Origin of the sequence: Corynebacterium sp. c25Ua_89, assembly GCF_047459735.1 — a bacterium.
In the GTDB taxonomy this organism is placed as follows: Bacteria; Actinomycetota; Actinomycetes; order Mycobacteriales; family Mycobacteriaceae; genus Corynebacterium; species Corynebacterium simulans.
Genome location: NZ_JASBOD010000003.1, coordinates 33,770 through 49,591, shown reverse-complemented (window position 1 = coordinate 49,591; position 15,822 = coordinate 33,770). Strand labels below are relative to the sequence as shown.

Here is a 15,822-nt window from a genome sequence, read left to right as displayed (position 1 = left end):
AAGCTAAAGCGCATGTACTCCTCAAAGAAAGAGCACCTCACCCCTGCCCAGCGCGCAGCCCAAGACGAACGCGCTGAAGACGACAAGTACAACGGCCACTTCCTGGCCACCGAGCACACCAATCTCCCGCTCGATGGATTTATGACGCGCCTTATGGCTGAAGAGCTGCCCATCCTCGATTCCACTTCGCGCCGTCGGGTCTATGAGATTCTGCGTTCCTACAAGGGCCCGGAGATTACCTCCCAGGAGCAGCTCCCAGCAGAGATTCGCGAGCTCATGGATCTGTATTAGATCTGGATTAGGACGCCAAATCAACATGTTCGGGCACGGCCGATGCCCGAACATGTTCCAAATATCACTAACGTCACACACGTCACGTGTCCGTGTTGGTGAGTAGGCTAGGAACGACATATCACGTCGAGTAAAGAGTAAGAGATGGAACTACATACCACCGAAAAGTCCCTGCACGGCTGGGGCCGCACCGCGCCGACGACTGCCCACGTACTGTCCACCGAAGACGTCGAGGTCATCAAGAAGGCCGTCGCACAGGTTGCAGAAGATAACTCCGACAAACCAGCACACCTGCGCCGCGGCGTCATCGCCCGCGGCATGGGCCGTTCCTACGGTGACCCTGCCCAAAACGGCGGCGGCCTGGTCATCGACATGCAGCCGCTAAACAAGATCCACTCCATCGATCCGGAAACCGCAATCGTCGACGTAGACGGTGGCGTAACCCTGGATCAGCTGATGAAGGCCGCCCTGCCATACGGCCTGTGGGTCCCGGTTCTGCCAGGCACCCGCCAGGTCACCATCGGCGGCGCAATCGGCCCGGATATCCACGGCAAGAACCACCACTCCGCCGGTTCCTTTGGCAACCACGTCACCTCCATGGAGCTGCTCGTGGCAGACGGCCGCGTACTCCACTTGGAACCTAACGGTTCCAAGGATGATCCAGACGGAGAGCTCTTCTGGGCCACCGTCGGCGGCATGGGCCTGACCGGCATCATCCTGCGCGCGCAGATCCGCATGACCAAGACCGAGACCGCCTACTTCATCGCGGACACGGACCGCACCGAGAACCTGGATGAGACCGTAGCCTTCCACTCGGATGGCTCCGAGCACAACTACACCTACTCCTCTGCTTGGTTCGACGTCATCTCCCCAGAGCCAAAGCTCGGCCGCTCCACCATCTCCCGCGGCAGCCTGGCCACCCTGGCGCAGCTCGAAGAGCTCGCACCAAAGCTGGCGAAGGATCCGCTGAAGTTCAACGCTCCACAGCTGATGACGGTGCCGGATATCTTCCCGAACTTCACCATGAACAAGCTCTCCCTGATGGCCATCGGCGAGGCTTACTACCTCATGGGCGCGCCGGCTCGTAACAAGATCAAGAACCTGACGCAGTTCTACCAGCCGCTGGATCTCATCGGCGAGTGGAACCGCGGCTACGGTTCCAACGGCTTCCTGCAGTACCAGTTCGTGGTACCGACCGAGGCAGTTGAGCCCTTCAAGGAGATCATCCGTGACATGCAAAAGTCCGGCCACTACTCCGCACTGAACGTGTTCAAGCTCTTCGGCCCAGGCAACAAGGCACCACTGTCCTACCCGATGCCGGGCTGGAACGTCTGCGTGGACTTCCCAATCAAGCCAGGCCTCGGCGCCTTTCTTGATGATCTGGACAAGCGCGTCATGGAATTCGGCGGCCGCCTCTACCTGGCCAAGGAATCCCGTACCTCTGCGGAGAACTTCCACAAGATGTATCCGGGCATGGAGGGCTGGCTTGCCACCCGCAACGCCATCGACCCAACCGGCGTCTTCGCATCCGACATGTCCCGCCGCCTCGAGCTGCGCTAAACGTCCGCACCGAACACAACGCAGAAGATTTTTAAGGAATAACCCACATGCTCAATGCAGTAGGCCAAGCACAACACATCCTTCTCCTTGGCGGCACCTCCGAAATCGGCCTCGGCATCGTCGAGGAATTCTTGGAGCGTGGCCCGGCCAAGGTCACCCTCGCTGCCCGCGCACAGTCCCCGCGCATCGCCGATGCCACCGCCGCTTTGACCTCCCGCGGTGCTGACGTCGAGGTCATCGACTTTGACGCAACTGACTTCGAGGCCCACCCGGACGTCGTCAAGCAGGCATGGAACCGCGGCGACGTCGACGTTGCCATCGTCGCCTTCGGCACCCTGGGTGACCAGGAAGAACTCTGGCAGGACCAGGCCAAGGCCGTCGCTTCCGCACAGACCAACTTCACCGCCCCGGTCTCCCTGGGCGTGCTGTTGGGCCAGAAGTTCAAGGAGCAGGGCCACGGCACCATCGTCGCCATGTCCTCCGTGGCGGGTATGCGCGTGCGCCGCTCCAACTTTGTCTACGGCGCTTCCAAGGCCGGCGTGGATGGCTTCTTCATCAACCTAGGTGAGGCACTGCGCGGCTCCGGCGCCAACGTCCTCGTGGTTCGTCCGGGCCAGGTGCGCACCAAGATGTCCGCGAACGCTGGCGAGGCTCCGCTGACCGTCAACGTTGACGATGTTGCCAAGGCCACCGTCAAGGCAATCTTGAACGGCACGCAGTCCATCTACGTACACCCACTGTTCGAGTACGTCTCCTTGGCCTTCAAGTTCATCCCACAATCCATCTTCCGAAAGCTGCCTTTCTAGTTCCAGCAATCCTCCCGAATGTGGGAAACTAGTGTGCATGACTAGCCCAGCAACCATGCACTCCATGCACACTGAACACACCCGTGCCACGGATTACAACGCCGACGAGCTTTCACGTAAGTCGGCTCTGCTGGGCATAGCGGCGGCTGCCCTTGGCGGGGCGGTCGTCGCTCTCCTCGGTTTTTATGCCTTCAAGACGGTCTCCCTGCCGGCTTTTAGTACCTCCATGGTCACCCGTGCGCTGTGCACGGTCGGCATTGTTTTGACCCTCTTGCTGGTCGGCGTGCTCTGCGTGAAGTGGATTTATGACACCCACCGCCCTGCTTTCACGCGGCCTAAGTGGCGAACGTGGCTGACCTACGCGGCGTGCTATCTCTCGCCTGCCTTGCTAGTGCTTTCTGCCATCGGTCTGCCGCTTTCCGCCTCCAAGCTGTGGCTGGACGGCGTGCAGGTGGACCAGGTCTTCCGCACCCAGTTCCTGACCCGCACCACGGATCAGATGGGCTACGCCGACATGAACTACGAGGGCCTTCCCACTTTCTACCCCATGGGCTGGTTCTGGCTTGGCGGCCGCTTGGCCAACCTTTTGCACATGCCTGGTTGGGAGGTCTTCCAGCCGTGGGCGCTGATTTCCATCTCGATGTGTGGCTGCCTGCTCGTTCCGCTTTGGCAGCGCTTGGTGGGCTCGCTTCCAGTTGCCACCGCAATCGCGCTCGTGACCACCGCCGTCACGCTCACGGTCAACGCTGAGGAGCCTTATTCCGCGGTCATCGCCATGGGCGTTCCGGCAGTAGCTGTGCTGGCTGCCCGCGCCTTCAACGGCTCCTGGCTTTCTACCTTAGGCGTGGCCCTGTACCTGGGTTTCTCCGCCTGTTTCTACACCTTGTTCACTGGCGCCATCGCACTGACCGTGGTCTCGTTGGTTGCTATCGTCACCGCAATCTACGAGCGCTCCCTGCGCCCCCTCGTGCACCTGGTGGTCATCGGCGTCGGCTCGCTGGCCATCGCCGCCATTGCCTGGACGCCTTATCTGCTCGCCACCCTCCACGCAGAGGCGCCGCTGGAGTCCGCCGCTCAGCATTACCTGCCGGAGGAAGGAACCCAAATTCCGGTGCCTTTCCTCTCCTTCAGCATCATCGGCGCGCTCTGCCTCATCGGCCTTATCTACATGGCCATGCGCCTGGAAGACGCCGCAGTACGCGCCCTCGTCATCGCCACCTTGGGTACCTACCTCTGGGTCGTGATGTCCATGGTGGTCACCCTGGCCGGCTCCACCCTGCTGGGCTTCCGCCTGGAGAGCATCATCGTGCTGCTTTTCGCCACCGCCGGCGTTCTTTGTCTGGCAGAAATCCGCCTGCTGGGCATTCCCACGTTGTACCCGGCGCGCTTTAGTGAGACCACCAACAAGCGCATCACGGCAGTGTTCGCCGTCTTCTTGGTATTCGGCGGAATCTACTACGCGCAGCACATCCCGGAAGCCAACGAGGATGCCCTCGACCACGCTTATACCGATACCGACGGCAATGGCGAGCGCGCCGACCGCTTTGCCAGCGATTCCTCTCAGGACTACCTGAAGATCCGTGAGTTCATCGACTCCCACGGCTACGCGCCGAATGCGACCACGGTCATGACGGACGAGAAGCTGTTTATGGCTTATCACCCATACTGGGGTTTCAACGCCTTTACCAGCCACTACGCCAACCCGCTGGGTGAGTTCAGCGCCCGCAACGCGCAGATCGAAGCCTGGGGCAAGGACTCTTGGGAGCAAACGCCGGCCGAGTTCCAGAAGGCGATCGATTCCGCGAAGTGGAATGGTCCCGATGTTGTCATCTTCCGCGGCAGCCTCGAAGAGCCGGGCGATGGCTTCAAGATCCACCTGGCTGAGGATATCTATCCCAACCAGCCCAACGTGCGTTACCGTGCGGTCTTCTTCAACCCAGATGTCTTCGAGGAAGGCTGGGATACCAAGCAGGTCGGCCCATTCGTGGTGGCGGTGCGTTCTCACTAACTCTAGGGGCCGTGCCGTAAACTGATCGCCGTGTCAGTTAGCCTTCCTAGTACCGAAAATACCCGCTTAGCCATAGCGGACGCCCCGCGTTCGCTGCGGCTAACCGCAATTATTGCCGGCCTGATTGGCTTCATTTGTTTTGTAGCGACCCCGCTACTTCCGGTGAACCAAACCCAGTCCTCTTTTGATTGGCCGCAGAATAATTCACTGCAGTCCATAAACGCCCCGCTGATTTCGGTGGCGCCGGAGGACATCAAGGCCGAGATCCCGCTGAGCGCCGCAGACCAGCTCCATAATGATCAGGACCTGCTCTACGGCACCATCCCGCCGGAATCCACCAAGGCCTCCAACCGCGGCATGTTCGTCCGCGTGAGCGACCAAGGCCTGTCCGTCGTCTCCTTGGACGAGGTGCTGCTTGCCCTTACCCCCAAGGAAGTAGCCGCACTGCCTGACGACGCCGTGCTCAAGATCGACTCCTCCGGCTCCGGCACCACGGTCAGCGTGGATAAGCATTCCGAGACCACGAAGGACGACGTTCGTCCGCAGGTCACCGGCGTCTACACCGAGCTAGAAGATAAGGATGCCGCACAGCTTGTCGACGAAGGGCTAAACGTCCACGTCGATATCAACTCACGCTTTACCTCCTCGCCTTCTTTGCTAAAGAAGATTGCGATGTGGCTGGGCGTGGCCATGACCATCCTGAGCCTTGTCTGCCTGTGGCGCATTGACCGTCTAGACGGGCGCAAGCTGGGCTTTATGCCTGCCACCTGGAAGCAGATCCGCCCGCTCGACGGCGTGGTTGCTGCCGTCCTCGTCTTCTGGCATATCTTCGGCTCAAATACCTCGGATGACGGCTTCATCCTGACGATGGGCCGCGTTTCCGGTCACGCTTCCTATATGGCGAACTACTACCGCTGGTACGGCGTTCCCGAGGCCCCGTTCGGCTCCCCGTACTACGACCTCGTGGCCTTCTTGTCGGAGATTTCCAGTACGTCAATGTTCGTGCGTCTTCCTGCGCTCATCTCCGCATTCATCGTCTGGTTCATTCTCTCGCGCGAGATTCTGCCGCGCTTTGGTGACTTGGTGAATAAGCGCCGCGTGGCGCACTGGACCGCCGCCTTCATGTTCTTGGCATTCTGGCTGCCATATAACAACGGCACCCGCCCAGAGCCGATCGTGGCTCTCGGTGTCATGGTGACCTGGGCATCCTTCGAGCGCTCTATTGCCACCCGCCGCCTACTGCCAGCAGCCGTGGGCACCATCGCCGCAACCTTGACGCTGGGCGCTGGCCCTACCGGCCTCTTCGCCGTCGGCGTGTTCTTGGTATCACTGCCGAAGCTATTTGCCTTCATGGCCGAGCGCGCCCCGCACGTGGGCTGGCTCGCCATGATTGCACCTTTCCTCGCTTCCGGCACCGCCATCATGGTCGCAGCCTTTGGTGATCAGACACTAGCTTCGGTCATGGAGTCCACCCGCGTGCGCTCTGAGGTCGGCCCTTCGCTGCCGTGGTACTCAGAATACGTACGCTACACCACGCTCTTCCAGCAGTCCGTGGACGGCTCGATGACCCGCCGCTTCGCCATGTTCACCATGATCTTCTGCTTGGCGCTAATCATCTATGCCTTCATCAAGGATCGCCGCGTCGTCGGCGCAGCGGTCGGCCCAACCCAGCGCCTGCTGCTCATCGTTGGGCTTAGCACCTTCTTCTTGATGTTCACCCCAACCAAGTGGACCCACCACTTCGGTATCTACGCCGGCGTCGCGGGCGTGATTGCGGCATTGGGCGCGGTTGTCCTCTCCCAGATCGCGATGCGCTCGCCACGCGCACGCACCTTCGCCCTCGCATCGGTCATCTTCCTGCTGGCTATCTCCATGGCTGGCTGGAATGCCTGGTGGTACGTCTCCTCCTTCGGCATCCCGTGGTGGGATCGCACGGTTCAGCTCAAGGCCATTGAGGCCAACACTGTGCTGCTGTTTATTGGCTTGGTGGTCCTTGCCGTCGGCGTCGTCCAGGCGATGTTCCACAGTTACCGCAAGGCTCAAGCAGAAGAGGAAGGCCGCCTCGAGGAGTTCAAGGCACAGGCTGCCGCCAAAGTTTCGCGCTGGGCAGGCATCATGTCCGCGCCGCTGGCTTTGGCCTGCGCGCTGATTGTGGCCTTCTCGTGTGCATCTTTCGCTAAGGCTTATGCTTCGCAGCAGGATTCCTACTCCGTGGGCAAGGGCAACTTGGCCTCGCTGAAGGGCAACCAGTGCTCGCTTGCCGACGCCACGATGGTCGAGACCAACACCAACGACTCCTTCCTCAGCCCGGTTGAAGGCGAGCTCAAGGATTCGCTGGAGGACCCAAGCGAAGATTCCTTCGGCTTTGGCCCCGATAACATCCCGGAATCCATCGAGCCGGAGAACCTGAACTCGGCGTCGGTTGGCGCAATTGCGAATACCTCAACCGAGAAGGCAGAAAATGCTGACTCTGCCGATGCCGCGCAGTCGGAGGAAAGCAGCGAAAAGTCCGCCAATGAGCAAAGCGGCGGCGTGCGTGGGACCAAGGGCGTAAACGGCTCGACCCGTCACTTGCCTTTCAACCTGGATTACAACAAGGTACCGGTTTTGGGCTCCTACGATGAAAAGCAGCGTTCTACCTCTACCGTGACGACCCAGTGGTACAACCTGCCTGAGGCCAAGGAAAACGCCCCGATTCTGGCTGTTTCTGCGGCGGGCAACATCTACCACCACGATGTCAACGGCATCGAGCAGGACGGCATGGAGCTCAAGCTGGAGTACGCCACCTACAAGGACGGCAAGGCCACCAACAAGGGCGAAGCAGAGCTTTCCGACGTCGGCGCTACCCCGAAGTGGCGCAACCTGCGCATCCCGCTGGACAAGCTGCCGGCTGAGGCCAACGTGGTCCGCCTGGTGGCCGTGGATGATTCCACTGACGAGGACGAATGGCTCGCCTTCACTCCGCCGCGCGTGCCGGAGCTTGCGACCATCAACTCACAGTTCGATTCGCAGACCCCGGCGCTGCTGGACTGGTCTGTGGCTCTGCAGTTCCCATGCCAGCGCACTTTCGACCACTACGCCGGTGTTACGGAGATTCCGGAATACCGCATCCTGCCCGATGCTGCGGCGCAGACATCCTTGACTGACTTCCAGTCCTTCTCGGGCGGTGGCGCGATGGCCACGGCTGAGGCAGTCAACTACTCCTACGAGATTCCGAGCTACCTCAACAATGATTGGGCTCGAGACTGGGGCGCAATCGAAAAGTACGAGCTGCGCACCAACTCCAAGGGCGAGGCACCTGCCGAGGCGAACATCGATCATGAGATCGTTTCGCGCTCCGGACTCTGGAAGGAATCCGAGATGAAGATTCGCCCGGAGGGCTCTGAGAAGAAATAATGCTGGGTGAGACACCCAGCGAGTACGAGAGAGGGAGGACCAGGTGGTCCTCCTTCTCGTTACTTTATGGCAATCGTTCTAGACAGGTTGCTTGATGCTTTCCCCTTCTTGGGTTTCGCGTGGCTCGGTCTGTTTCGCCTTCTTAGCGCGCTGCACTGCCCAATCCACGAGGAAGAACAGCACCAGGGATGCGCCGAAGAGCGGAGCGATGATGGAATACAGCACCGCGCCCACGACCAGCGCTGGCGAGAGCTTCAGGTGCTGGAGCGCGCGCTTCGGGCGACTAAACCACATCCACAGGCCCATGACGCTGACCGCCAACAGGCCTAGCGCGAGAAGCGCGAGCACAACCTGGTTGTAGATTCCGAACAAGGTGCCCATGTGCAGCTGGATGAGCCATGGGACCACCTTGGCCATGAGCGGCCAGTCCTTAAAGTCCACGCGGTCCACCACTTCGCCAGTGTGCGGGTCGACAGCGATGGCATCGTAGCTCAGCTTGTAGTCTTGGCGTGCCTCAGTGACGGTCCACGCTGGCGTCTCCGCGGAAGGCGGCGTCATGTCGAGGATGCCGGTCAGCCCCGCCGAACGCGCGGCCGCCAACGCGTCTGCGCCGCCCATCACGTTCATGTCCCCCGTCATGTCCATATGGTGATGATGCTCGGCATGCGGGTCCGCGGCGGCAGTTGCTGCGGGCTTGGGCTGCATCCAGTCCATCTTCTCGCGCAGGGTAGAGATGTTTTCACCAGCAACCAAGGACCAGGTCAGGCCAGTGATGGTGAGGAACACGAAGCCGGGCAACAGCCACGCGCCGATCTTGGAGTGCAGGGTGAGCATCTTGCCCGCTTTCCGACGCCGCTTGAACCACAGGTAGATGCCCATGATCGCCAGTGCGCCCAGCCATGAGGCGGCGAGCTCGGAGTAGATGCGGCCGGCGTCGCCAAGCCAGAGGCGGCGGTGCCCCTCGGAGATCCAGCTGCGCAACGGCAACGCGCGAGAGGAACCATACTGCACGAGGTCACCCTTGATTTCGAGCGTGGCGGGGTCCACGAACACTGCGTGGGCGTAGCTGGAGGATTTCAGTGCGTCATCCGCGAAGAGCACGCGGGTGTTCTTCGCGCTGTCGTCGAAGGCCTGCACCTTACTTACTGCGAGATCCGGATAGACCTTCTGGGCTGCTGCGATCTGCTCATCGAGGCTGTGTGCTTCACCGCTTCCTGACGCCACGATCTCATTCTTGTACACCACCGACTCGATGCTGGGGGCCAAGGCGTAGAAGAACCCGCTCAGCGCTGCAACGATGAGGAACGGCGCTATGAGGACACCAGCTGTCTTGTGTAAGCGCGACATCGCACCATGATTGGAAATACTCATGGGTGAATAGTCGCGACGTTATTAGCAATAGTTCCCGATAAAGTTTTCTTGTGATCCTTTCGAATCGCGGGAACTTTTGCCGGCAGTAGTCAGGTTGCCCTCAATTCGGTTTGGCTTCCCTGGTTGGGTCCCCCTCTAATGGTCCCTTTACGAGTAGCGAAGCCGTGCGGGATGCCCCATTGGGTAGCTTTACCCCCAAGGGGATCCAACCAATGGGACCAAACCGCTAAACGCTAAAACCAGGCAGCTTAGACGGAGCGCAGGAAGTCCGCAGTGTCCATGATGCGCTGGCGGGCCACTGCCGGAGTGGAGATGCGGTGGGTCGAGACGTAGTCGGCGGTCTCGGCGCCGGGGATGGTGACTCGCTCGGCGATTTCGTCTTGCGCCGCAGTCTGCACCAGGGTGCGCGGGTACTCGGTGGGCAGCTCGTAGCCGGCGCGGATCTCCTCGGGGAGATTGGAAAGCGCGGCGAAGTCAGGGAAAGTAAGGATGAGTACATCGGCGGGCGCGAGTGCAGCCAAGGCGCCGCCCGAGGAGTAGCCCCACACGGTCACGGAATTCGCACCTTGTTCGCGGGCATAAGCGATGGCCTTGTTGACGGATTCCACCATGTCCGCCACGGTGTGCTCAGGTGCTAGCGGGTAGTCCACGTCGATGATGGTGGTGCCGGACAACTGTGCTGCGGCGGCAACTTCGGGGCGCCACTGCATCTCTAACGCGGTTCCATCACCGCGCCACCAGCCGCCGGAGTGGAGGGAGACTGCCCACTTGCCATTCGGCGCAGTGGGCTCAAAGATGGCGCCGGCCTCAGTGTCACGCTGCGTGATTCCATCAGTGAACTTGGTGCCCGGCAACGCGTGGTCAACTGCCGTGCCCAAGACCATCATGGAAGCCTGCGTGATGCGATCCGGCAAAAGCGCGCAGTAGCGGTCAGCATCCGGCGAGCCGCCGCCAGCCCACGGCGGACGGAAATCCGGCAGTGGGTAGTGGACCTGCATGTAGGAATAGAGCTGTTCCAGCTGCTCTTCCTCGCTCAACTGGCGGTCCTGTCCGCCAATCTGCCACTGCTCAATCGAAGTCATGCATTCGAGGTTACCGCTACTATGGCGGCCATGACGAAGGTAGCCAAACTCCACCCCACCGCCGAACTATCCCCCACTAAAGCCGAAATCGCAGCTAAGTACGCCCACATCGACGAGATCATTGGAAGCTACCGCGCAGTAGATCCTGATGACGAAGTTGGCATCGAGGTCCTCCTCGGCCACGATTACGCCGGCAACATCGTCCAATTCCCCGTCACCTACCGCGCCGCCGACAATGCCACCAACAAACCACTGTGCGCCATGGACCACTCCGTGCTCGGAAAGCGCTCGGTGGCCCGCGCCGAAGACGACCCAGTCGCCATCACGCAATGGGTCCATCTTGTACAAAACGAGGAAACCTCCGCCACATACTCCACCGGCCCCCAGCGCTTCCACGCCTATGGCACCGGCGGACTACCTGGCGAAATCGAGTTCTTGCCCACCCTTACCGTCACCCCACCGGAGGCTGGGCAATTACGAGTAGTCGACTCCGAGACCGGAACCGACTACCTCGCAGCGCGTCTTACCAGATTGTGACGCGGTCTTCCTCGGCCAGGTAGAACGGAGAATCCTTCTCTACCTCGAAGGCCTCGTAGAACTCCGCCACATTCGCCGCGATGAGGTTGCAACGGAACTCCGCCGGGGAGTGCGGATCGATGGCCAAGTACTGGGTGGCCATCTCCGGGCGGATTGCGGTGCGCCAAACACGCGCCCAGGACAGGAAGAGGCGCTGCAGGCCGTTGTACTCGGCGTCGTAAAGCGCAGGAGATGCGTCCTCTACCTCAAAAGGGGCCACCTGGCCGGCGACGTCGAGGCCGTTGTCCGCGCAGTAGTTCTTGTAAGCCACCACTGCGATGCCCAGTCCGCCCAGGTCACCGATGTTCTCACCCAGGGTGAAGCTGCCATTGACGCCCGCGGAATCAGTGCCTTCCAGAACGGAAGGCACGCGGCCGTTGAACTGCTCCACCAACTTCGCGGTGAGCTTTTCAAATGCCGCGCGGTCCTCTTCGGTCCACCAGGAGTTCAGGTTGCCCTGGCCATCGTACTGCGAGCCCTGGTCATCGAAACCGTGGCCGATCTCGTGGCCGATGACCGCGCCGATTGCGCCGAAGTTCTCTGCAACGTCTCCACCTTCAGCAGAAGGCACGAAGAACGGCGCGCGCAGGATGGCGGCCGGGAAAGTGATGTCATTGACCACCGGGTTGTAGAAAGCGTTGACCGTCTGCGGGGTGGAGAACCATTCGTCACGGTCCGCCGGCTTGCCGATCTTGCGCAGCTCGAAGTCGTGTGCCCACGCGTTGCCGGCGCGCACGTTCGCAATCAGGTCCTTGCCCGACGCACTGAAGGAAAGATCGGAGTAGTCGCGCCACTTATCCGGGTAGCCAATCTTGGCCTTGAACTGGGCAAGCTTCTCCAAGGCACGCCCGCGGGTAGCGGGCGTCATCCACTCGAGCTGGGAGATGCGCTCGCGGTAGGCAGCGGTTAAGTAATCAACCAGGGTGTCCATCTCCGCCTTAGATGCCGGCGGGAAGTGTTGGTCCACAAAGACCTTGCCAATCTCCTGGCCCACCAGGGACTCCGCCAGGCCCACGGCGCGCTTCCAGCGGTCACGCTGAGTGGTAGCACCTGAAAGGCGGGTGCCGTAGAACTCGAAGTTCTTCGCGCCGACTTCCTCCGGCAGGTACGGCGCGCGGGAAAGCAGGATGTGCCAGGTGGCCCACAGCTGCCAATCTGCCATGCGGTCCGCGGTGAAAAGCGTCTCGAAGTGCTCGAGGTAGGAAGGCATCATGTTCACTACACGCTGTGCTTCCAGGCCGCCACCTGAAAGGATGGCGCGTGCCAACTCCGGCAGCTCCTCGAAAGGCATCGGGTTATACGTCTTCACGGCATCGCGCGTGGAAACGACATCCCAATGACCGGCAGCCAGCTCTTTTTCCAAACCCACGATGCGCGTGGCGGCAACGTCGGCGCCCAAGCCGAACAGGCGGGCAGGATCCAGGAAGCCCAGCATCTGCGCCATGTGCTTTTCGTATGCAGCCAGCGTCTCCGCGTGCGCTTCCTCGCGGTAATAAGCCTCGTCCGGCAGGCCCAGGCCAGACTGGATGACGTAGGCCACGGCTTCCTCGGAGCCGGAATCCTTTTCCACCCAGAAGGTCACCGGGGCGCCGACTCCCTCGCGCTCCAGCTCACCCAGGTGCTGCGCCAGCTCTTGCGGGTCGGCTGCGGTGAGGCGGTCGAGGTCGGCGTCGATTGGCGCCATGCCTGCACCATTTACGCCCTCGGTATCAAGGTGCGATGCGTAGAGCGCTCCTGGGCGCCCAGTGTCATTTTTAACAATCTCGTGCACGAGCTCTTCCGCCTCGTCACGAAGGTTGTGGAAGGTGCCATCAACGCCACGATCATCGGGGATGACATGGGATTGTAGCCATGGTCCGTTGACAAATTGGTAGAGATCTTTCATGCCAGCCACTCTATGTCAATCACGGTCTATAAGGTGTGGGTTATGCCAACTTATCGGTTCCCACCATCACAACTCCGCGGATATTTTCTCGCGGTCGTTAGCTTCGTGCTGGTAGTGCTCGTCATCCCCACGCTTATCGCAGCAACGGTGACCCCGCCCGAGCCGAAGACCGAGGAGGTGGTGCTTGATTCTGCGACAACAGGTTTCAGCGAGGATGAAACCTGGACCATTGAGGTCCCGGGTCTGCGTTGCACGCCTAATTCGGAGACCATGGCGAACCAAGCCTGGGACTGCGGTGCGACGCTCGTGCAGGTGGTCAGCACTGAGGGCCTCGACGGTGTCGACGAGGAGGTGGCGATGCATCGCGCCGTCCGCGGCTATGCTTACGGCGAAGTTTCCACGGCAAAGATCCACAGGGAGGGCGACGCACTCGCGCTTTACGACGCCCCCGCCGACGCAATCGTCCTCTCCCGCGACGGAGAGGGCGACTTTACCGACTTTGACTACATCGTGGTGCTCACCGGCGGCGATTTCACCCACGCCGCGGAACTCATCTGGCAGGCCTTTGGACACCGCGAGCTGCCGGTGAAAGCGGAGACGGGAGTAGTGGCATCATGAGCAAACTCTTCCGCAACTCGCTGTGGGTACTACTGGCTCTGGGCATGGTGAGCATCATGGCTAACCTAATCGGCTACCTGCTGATTGCTCCTGCTTTGGTGGTACCCAGCGTGCTCATCGGCGGCGCCTACGTGGCCCTCGTCCTCTTTTTGCTTCGCCTAAGCCCCATGTTCCCGGCGCGCGGATGGGTCTGGGCGGCGCTCCTGTGGGGTGGCGGCACCGCGGTGGGCATGGCTTTGCTCTCCTCTACTCCGCTGATGACGCTGGCGTCATCCTTCGGGTGGCAGGCCGCCACGATGTCGTGGGCAGGTGCCTACCCGGAGGAGATTTCCAAGGCCACCGGAGTCTTCTTCATTCTTTTGTCATTCCGGCAGCTCAACCGGCCGTGGCACGGCTGGGTCGTGGGCGCCACCGTGGGCTTAGGCTTTGAGACCTTCGAGAACGTGTTGTACAGCGTCGTCGGCGGCACGATGCACCCGCTTTCTGACTGGACCGGAATGTTTCAGATGTGGGGTCTGCGCCTCATCGCGGGTCCGGCGCTGCACGTCTTGCTCACCGCGCTGGCGGGTTGGGGAATAGGCTGGGCGCTATTCAGCGCGAACAAGACAGTGTGGTGGCGCCTGGGCTCCATCTTTGGCTTCCTTTTGCTAGCCTTTGGCCTGCACTTTTGCTGGAACTACCTGCCGGATAACACCACGCTGGTGCCAGTTCAATACGTGCTGGTGGGGCTGGTGCTCTACCCACTGAACATCTACCTGGTCTATCGCGGCAACAAGTTCGCGCGGGAGGACACCACATACAGCGTGATGCATGCTGGCACTGCAGCCAGCAAGAGAAAGAACTAAGCTCTCAACCGATCAACCCTTCCAAGTCGCGGGCATCTAATCCATGGCGACGCATGTTTACGCGGCCGTCTTTATGAGTAATTCCTTCGGTTTCCCAGCGTGGGATTGAGCGCTCAGGCGCGTGCGAGGTGCCGTCGGCGCGCACCACGCGCCACCAGGGCAAGCCAGGGACCTTCTTCATCACCCAGCCCACGTAGCGGGCATGGCAGCCCGCCGCTTTAGCCACTTCCCCGTAGGTAGAGACGTTGCCGGCCGGAATGCGCCGAACGACCTCCGCTACTTCCTCTACCTTGTCTTTCATCTAAAAGTCGAGGTTGAGCACGTCGTCTGACTCACGCGGCTCTTCCTCCGGCGCGTCCTCGACCTCGGCCAGAGTGACCGTAGCGCCGGTGGAATCAGCCAGCAGGCACAGGCGCCCGAAAGGCGAATCCCACGGCTCGCGGATAACCTCACCGCCAAGCTCTACTGCCTTGGCAGCAGCCGCCTCGAGATCACGCACGCCGAGGTAGGTCTGCCAAAAGCTTGGCACCTGCGGCGGGAACTGACCCTCCGCGTTCCAAAAGCCGGCGAAAGGCGCGCCATCTTCCTCCGCGGTGGCATAAGCATCGCCGCCACGGACCTCCCAGTTAAACAGCTGGCCGTAGAAGTCCAAGGCCTGCTGGTAGCTGGTAGTGGCAGTCAGTTCGTGCCAGACCGGCGTGCCTGGTTCGCCGCCGGCCACGAACTGGTCCGCGCCCGCCGGTTGAATGAGGCCAAACATGCCACCGGCGACGTCGACAAGCAGCGCCATATGGCCCAGCTGCACTTGCGTTGCCGGCACCAGCACTCGGCCGCCAAGCTGCTCCGCATGCGCACAATCGCCGTCGATGTCCTTGCTCAAAAAATAGGTCACCCACGTATCCGGCATGGAAGCCTGCTCTGGCTGCGGAATGAAGCCGGCAATCGGCAGGCCCTGCACGCGGCCCACGCGGTACTCGTTGGTGGAATCTACTTCCCAGCCCAGCACCTGCTCGTAAAAGTTCACGGATTTCCGCGGCTCGGAGGTGGTCAGGTCGATCCAGTAGGGCATGCCTACTTCAGCTTCGAAAGCAGGCATTACATGTTCCTCCACTTCTCCGGATCAAAGTCATCGTCTGCTGTGGCCTCATCGAAGTAATCGTCCTCGTCCTCATCTGCTGCGGCCACGCGGGCACTGGTGCCAGCGATGCTCACCTCGTCGCCGGGGTGCAGGGTGGCGCCGCGCTGGGTCACCACTTCCCCATTGACCTGAACCTCGCCTTGCGCGATGAGCTCCTTTGCTTCACCGCCCGTGGCAACGAGGGAGGCCAGCTTGATGAACTGGCCGAGCTTAATGGAATCGCCCTTGATTGAGACTTCTAACATG

14 protein-coding genes are annotated in these 15,822 nt (G+C 61.1%); 8 read left to right on the top strand and 6 right to left on the bottom strand.

Features of this window, described 5'->3' with window-relative positions:
- Positions 1-12 precede the first annotated feature (12 nt).
- From QKB66_RS05605 to QKB66_RS05585, 5 genes are all read left to right on the top strand, one after another.
- Positions 13-291, top strand: a complete 279-nt coding sequence (locus tag QKB66_RS05605) for a hypothetical protein (protein WP_061919993.1) — start codon at positions 13-15, stop codon at positions 289-291.
- Between the two features lie 144 nt (positions 292-435).
- Positions 436-1,851 (top strand): FAD-binding oxidoreductase, encoded by a 1,416-nt coding sequence (locus QKB66_RS05600; protein ID WP_061919991.1) that lies wholly within the window; start codon positions 436-438, stop codon positions 1,849-1,851.
- Positions 1,852-1,898: 47 nt separating this feature from the next.
- Entirely contained in the window at positions 1,899-2,657 is a 759-nt protein-coding gene (locus tag QKB66_RS05595) for a decaprenylphospho-beta-D-erythro-pentofuranosid-2-ulose 2-reductase (protein ID WP_061919989.1), read from the top strand.
- 37 nt (positions 2,658-2,694) lie between these two features.
- Positions 2,695-4,665: a galactan 5-O-arabinofuranosyltransferase gene (locus tag QKB66_RS05590; protein WP_414252879.1), complete on the top strand. Its 1,971-nt coding sequence runs from the start codon at positions 2,695-2,697 to the stop codon at positions 4,663-4,665.
- A 30-nt stretch (positions 4,666-4,695) separates the two neighbouring features.
- Positions 4,696-8,061 (top strand): arabinosyltransferase domain-containing protein, encoded by a 3,366-nt coding sequence (locus tag QKB66_RS05585; RefSeq protein ID WP_414252878.1) that lies wholly within the window; start codon positions 4,696-4,698, stop codon positions 8,059-8,061.
- 78 nt (positions 8,062-8,139) lie between these two features.
- Here the strand turns inward: QKB66_RS05585 and QKB66_RS05580 are convergent, their stop codons facing one another.
- Positions 8,140-9,432 (bottom strand): PepSY-associated TM helix domain-containing protein, encoded by a 1,293-nt coding sequence (locus QKB66_RS05580; protein ID WP_248092902.1) that lies wholly within the window; start codon positions 9,430-9,432, stop codon positions 8,140-8,142.
- 248 nt (positions 9,433-9,680) lie between these two features.
- A complete protein-coding gene (locus QKB66_RS05575) occupies positions 9,681-10,514 on the bottom strand; it encodes an alpha/beta hydrolase (protein ID WP_414252877.1) in 834 nt (277 codons plus the stop codon).
- Positions 10,515-10,544: 30 nt separating this feature from the next.
- Between QKB66_RS05575 and QKB66_RS05570 the strand changes: the two genes are divergently transcribed.
- Positions 10,545-11,051, top strand: a complete 507-nt coding sequence (locus QKB66_RS05570; RefSeq protein ID WP_248092900.1) for a CG0192 family protein — start codon at positions 10,545-10,547, stop codon at positions 11,049-11,051.
- Here the strand turns inward: QKB66_RS05570 and QKB66_RS05565 are convergent.
- Positions 11,038-12,975 carry a M13 family metallopeptidase gene (locus QKB66_RS05565; protein ID WP_248092899.1) on the bottom strand — a complete coding sequence of 646 codons (1,938 nt, stop codon included), beginning with the start codon at positions 12,973-12,975 and terminating at the stop codon, positions 11,038-11,040. The genes QKB66_RS05570 and QKB66_RS05565 overlap by 14 nt on opposite strands.
- 42 nt (positions 12,976-13,017) lie before the next feature.
- Here QKB66_RS05565 and QKB66_RS05560 point away from each other — a divergent pair, with 42 nt between their 5' ends.
- On the top strand, positions 13,018-13,593 hold the full coding sequence (locus QKB66_RS05560) for a hypothetical protein (protein ID WP_070732670.1): 576 nt from the start codon (positions 13,018-13,020) through the stop codon (positions 13,591-13,593).
- Positions 13,590-14,438, top strand: coding sequence for a PrsW family intramembrane metalloprotease (locus QKB66_RS05555; RefSeq protein WP_248092898.1), 849 nt, complete (start codon positions 13,590-13,592; stop codon positions 14,436-14,438). Before QKB66_RS05560 ends, QKB66_RS05555 begins: the two co-directional genes overlap by 4 nt.
- 4 nt (positions 14,439-14,442) lie before the next feature.
- On the opposite strand, the gene QKB66_RS05550 is transcribed toward QKB66_RS05555, so the two are convergent.
- From QKB66_RS05550 to QKB66_RS05540, 3 genes are read right to left on the bottom strand one after another with little or no spacing between them, the layout of a single operon-like run.
- A complete protein-coding gene (locus QKB66_RS05550; RefSeq protein WP_248092897.1) occupies positions 14,443-14,739 on the bottom strand; it encodes an MGMT family protein in 297 nt (98 codons plus the stop codon).
- Positions 14,740-15,534: a VOC family protein gene (locus QKB66_RS05545; protein ID WP_248092896.1), complete on the bottom strand. Its 795-nt coding sequence runs from the start codon at positions 15,532-15,534 to the stop codon at positions 14,740-14,742.
- The gene (locus QKB66_RS05540; protein WP_070518330.1) at positions 15,534-15,821 is read right to left on the bottom strand and encodes an RNA-binding S4 domain-containing protein; all 288 of its coding nucleotides are present in this window, start codon (positions 15,819-15,821) and stop codon (positions 15,534-15,536) included. The genes QKB66_RS05545 and QKB66_RS05540 overlap by 1 nt, the downstream gene beginning before the upstream one ends.
- Position 15,822: the final 1 nt, after the last annotated feature.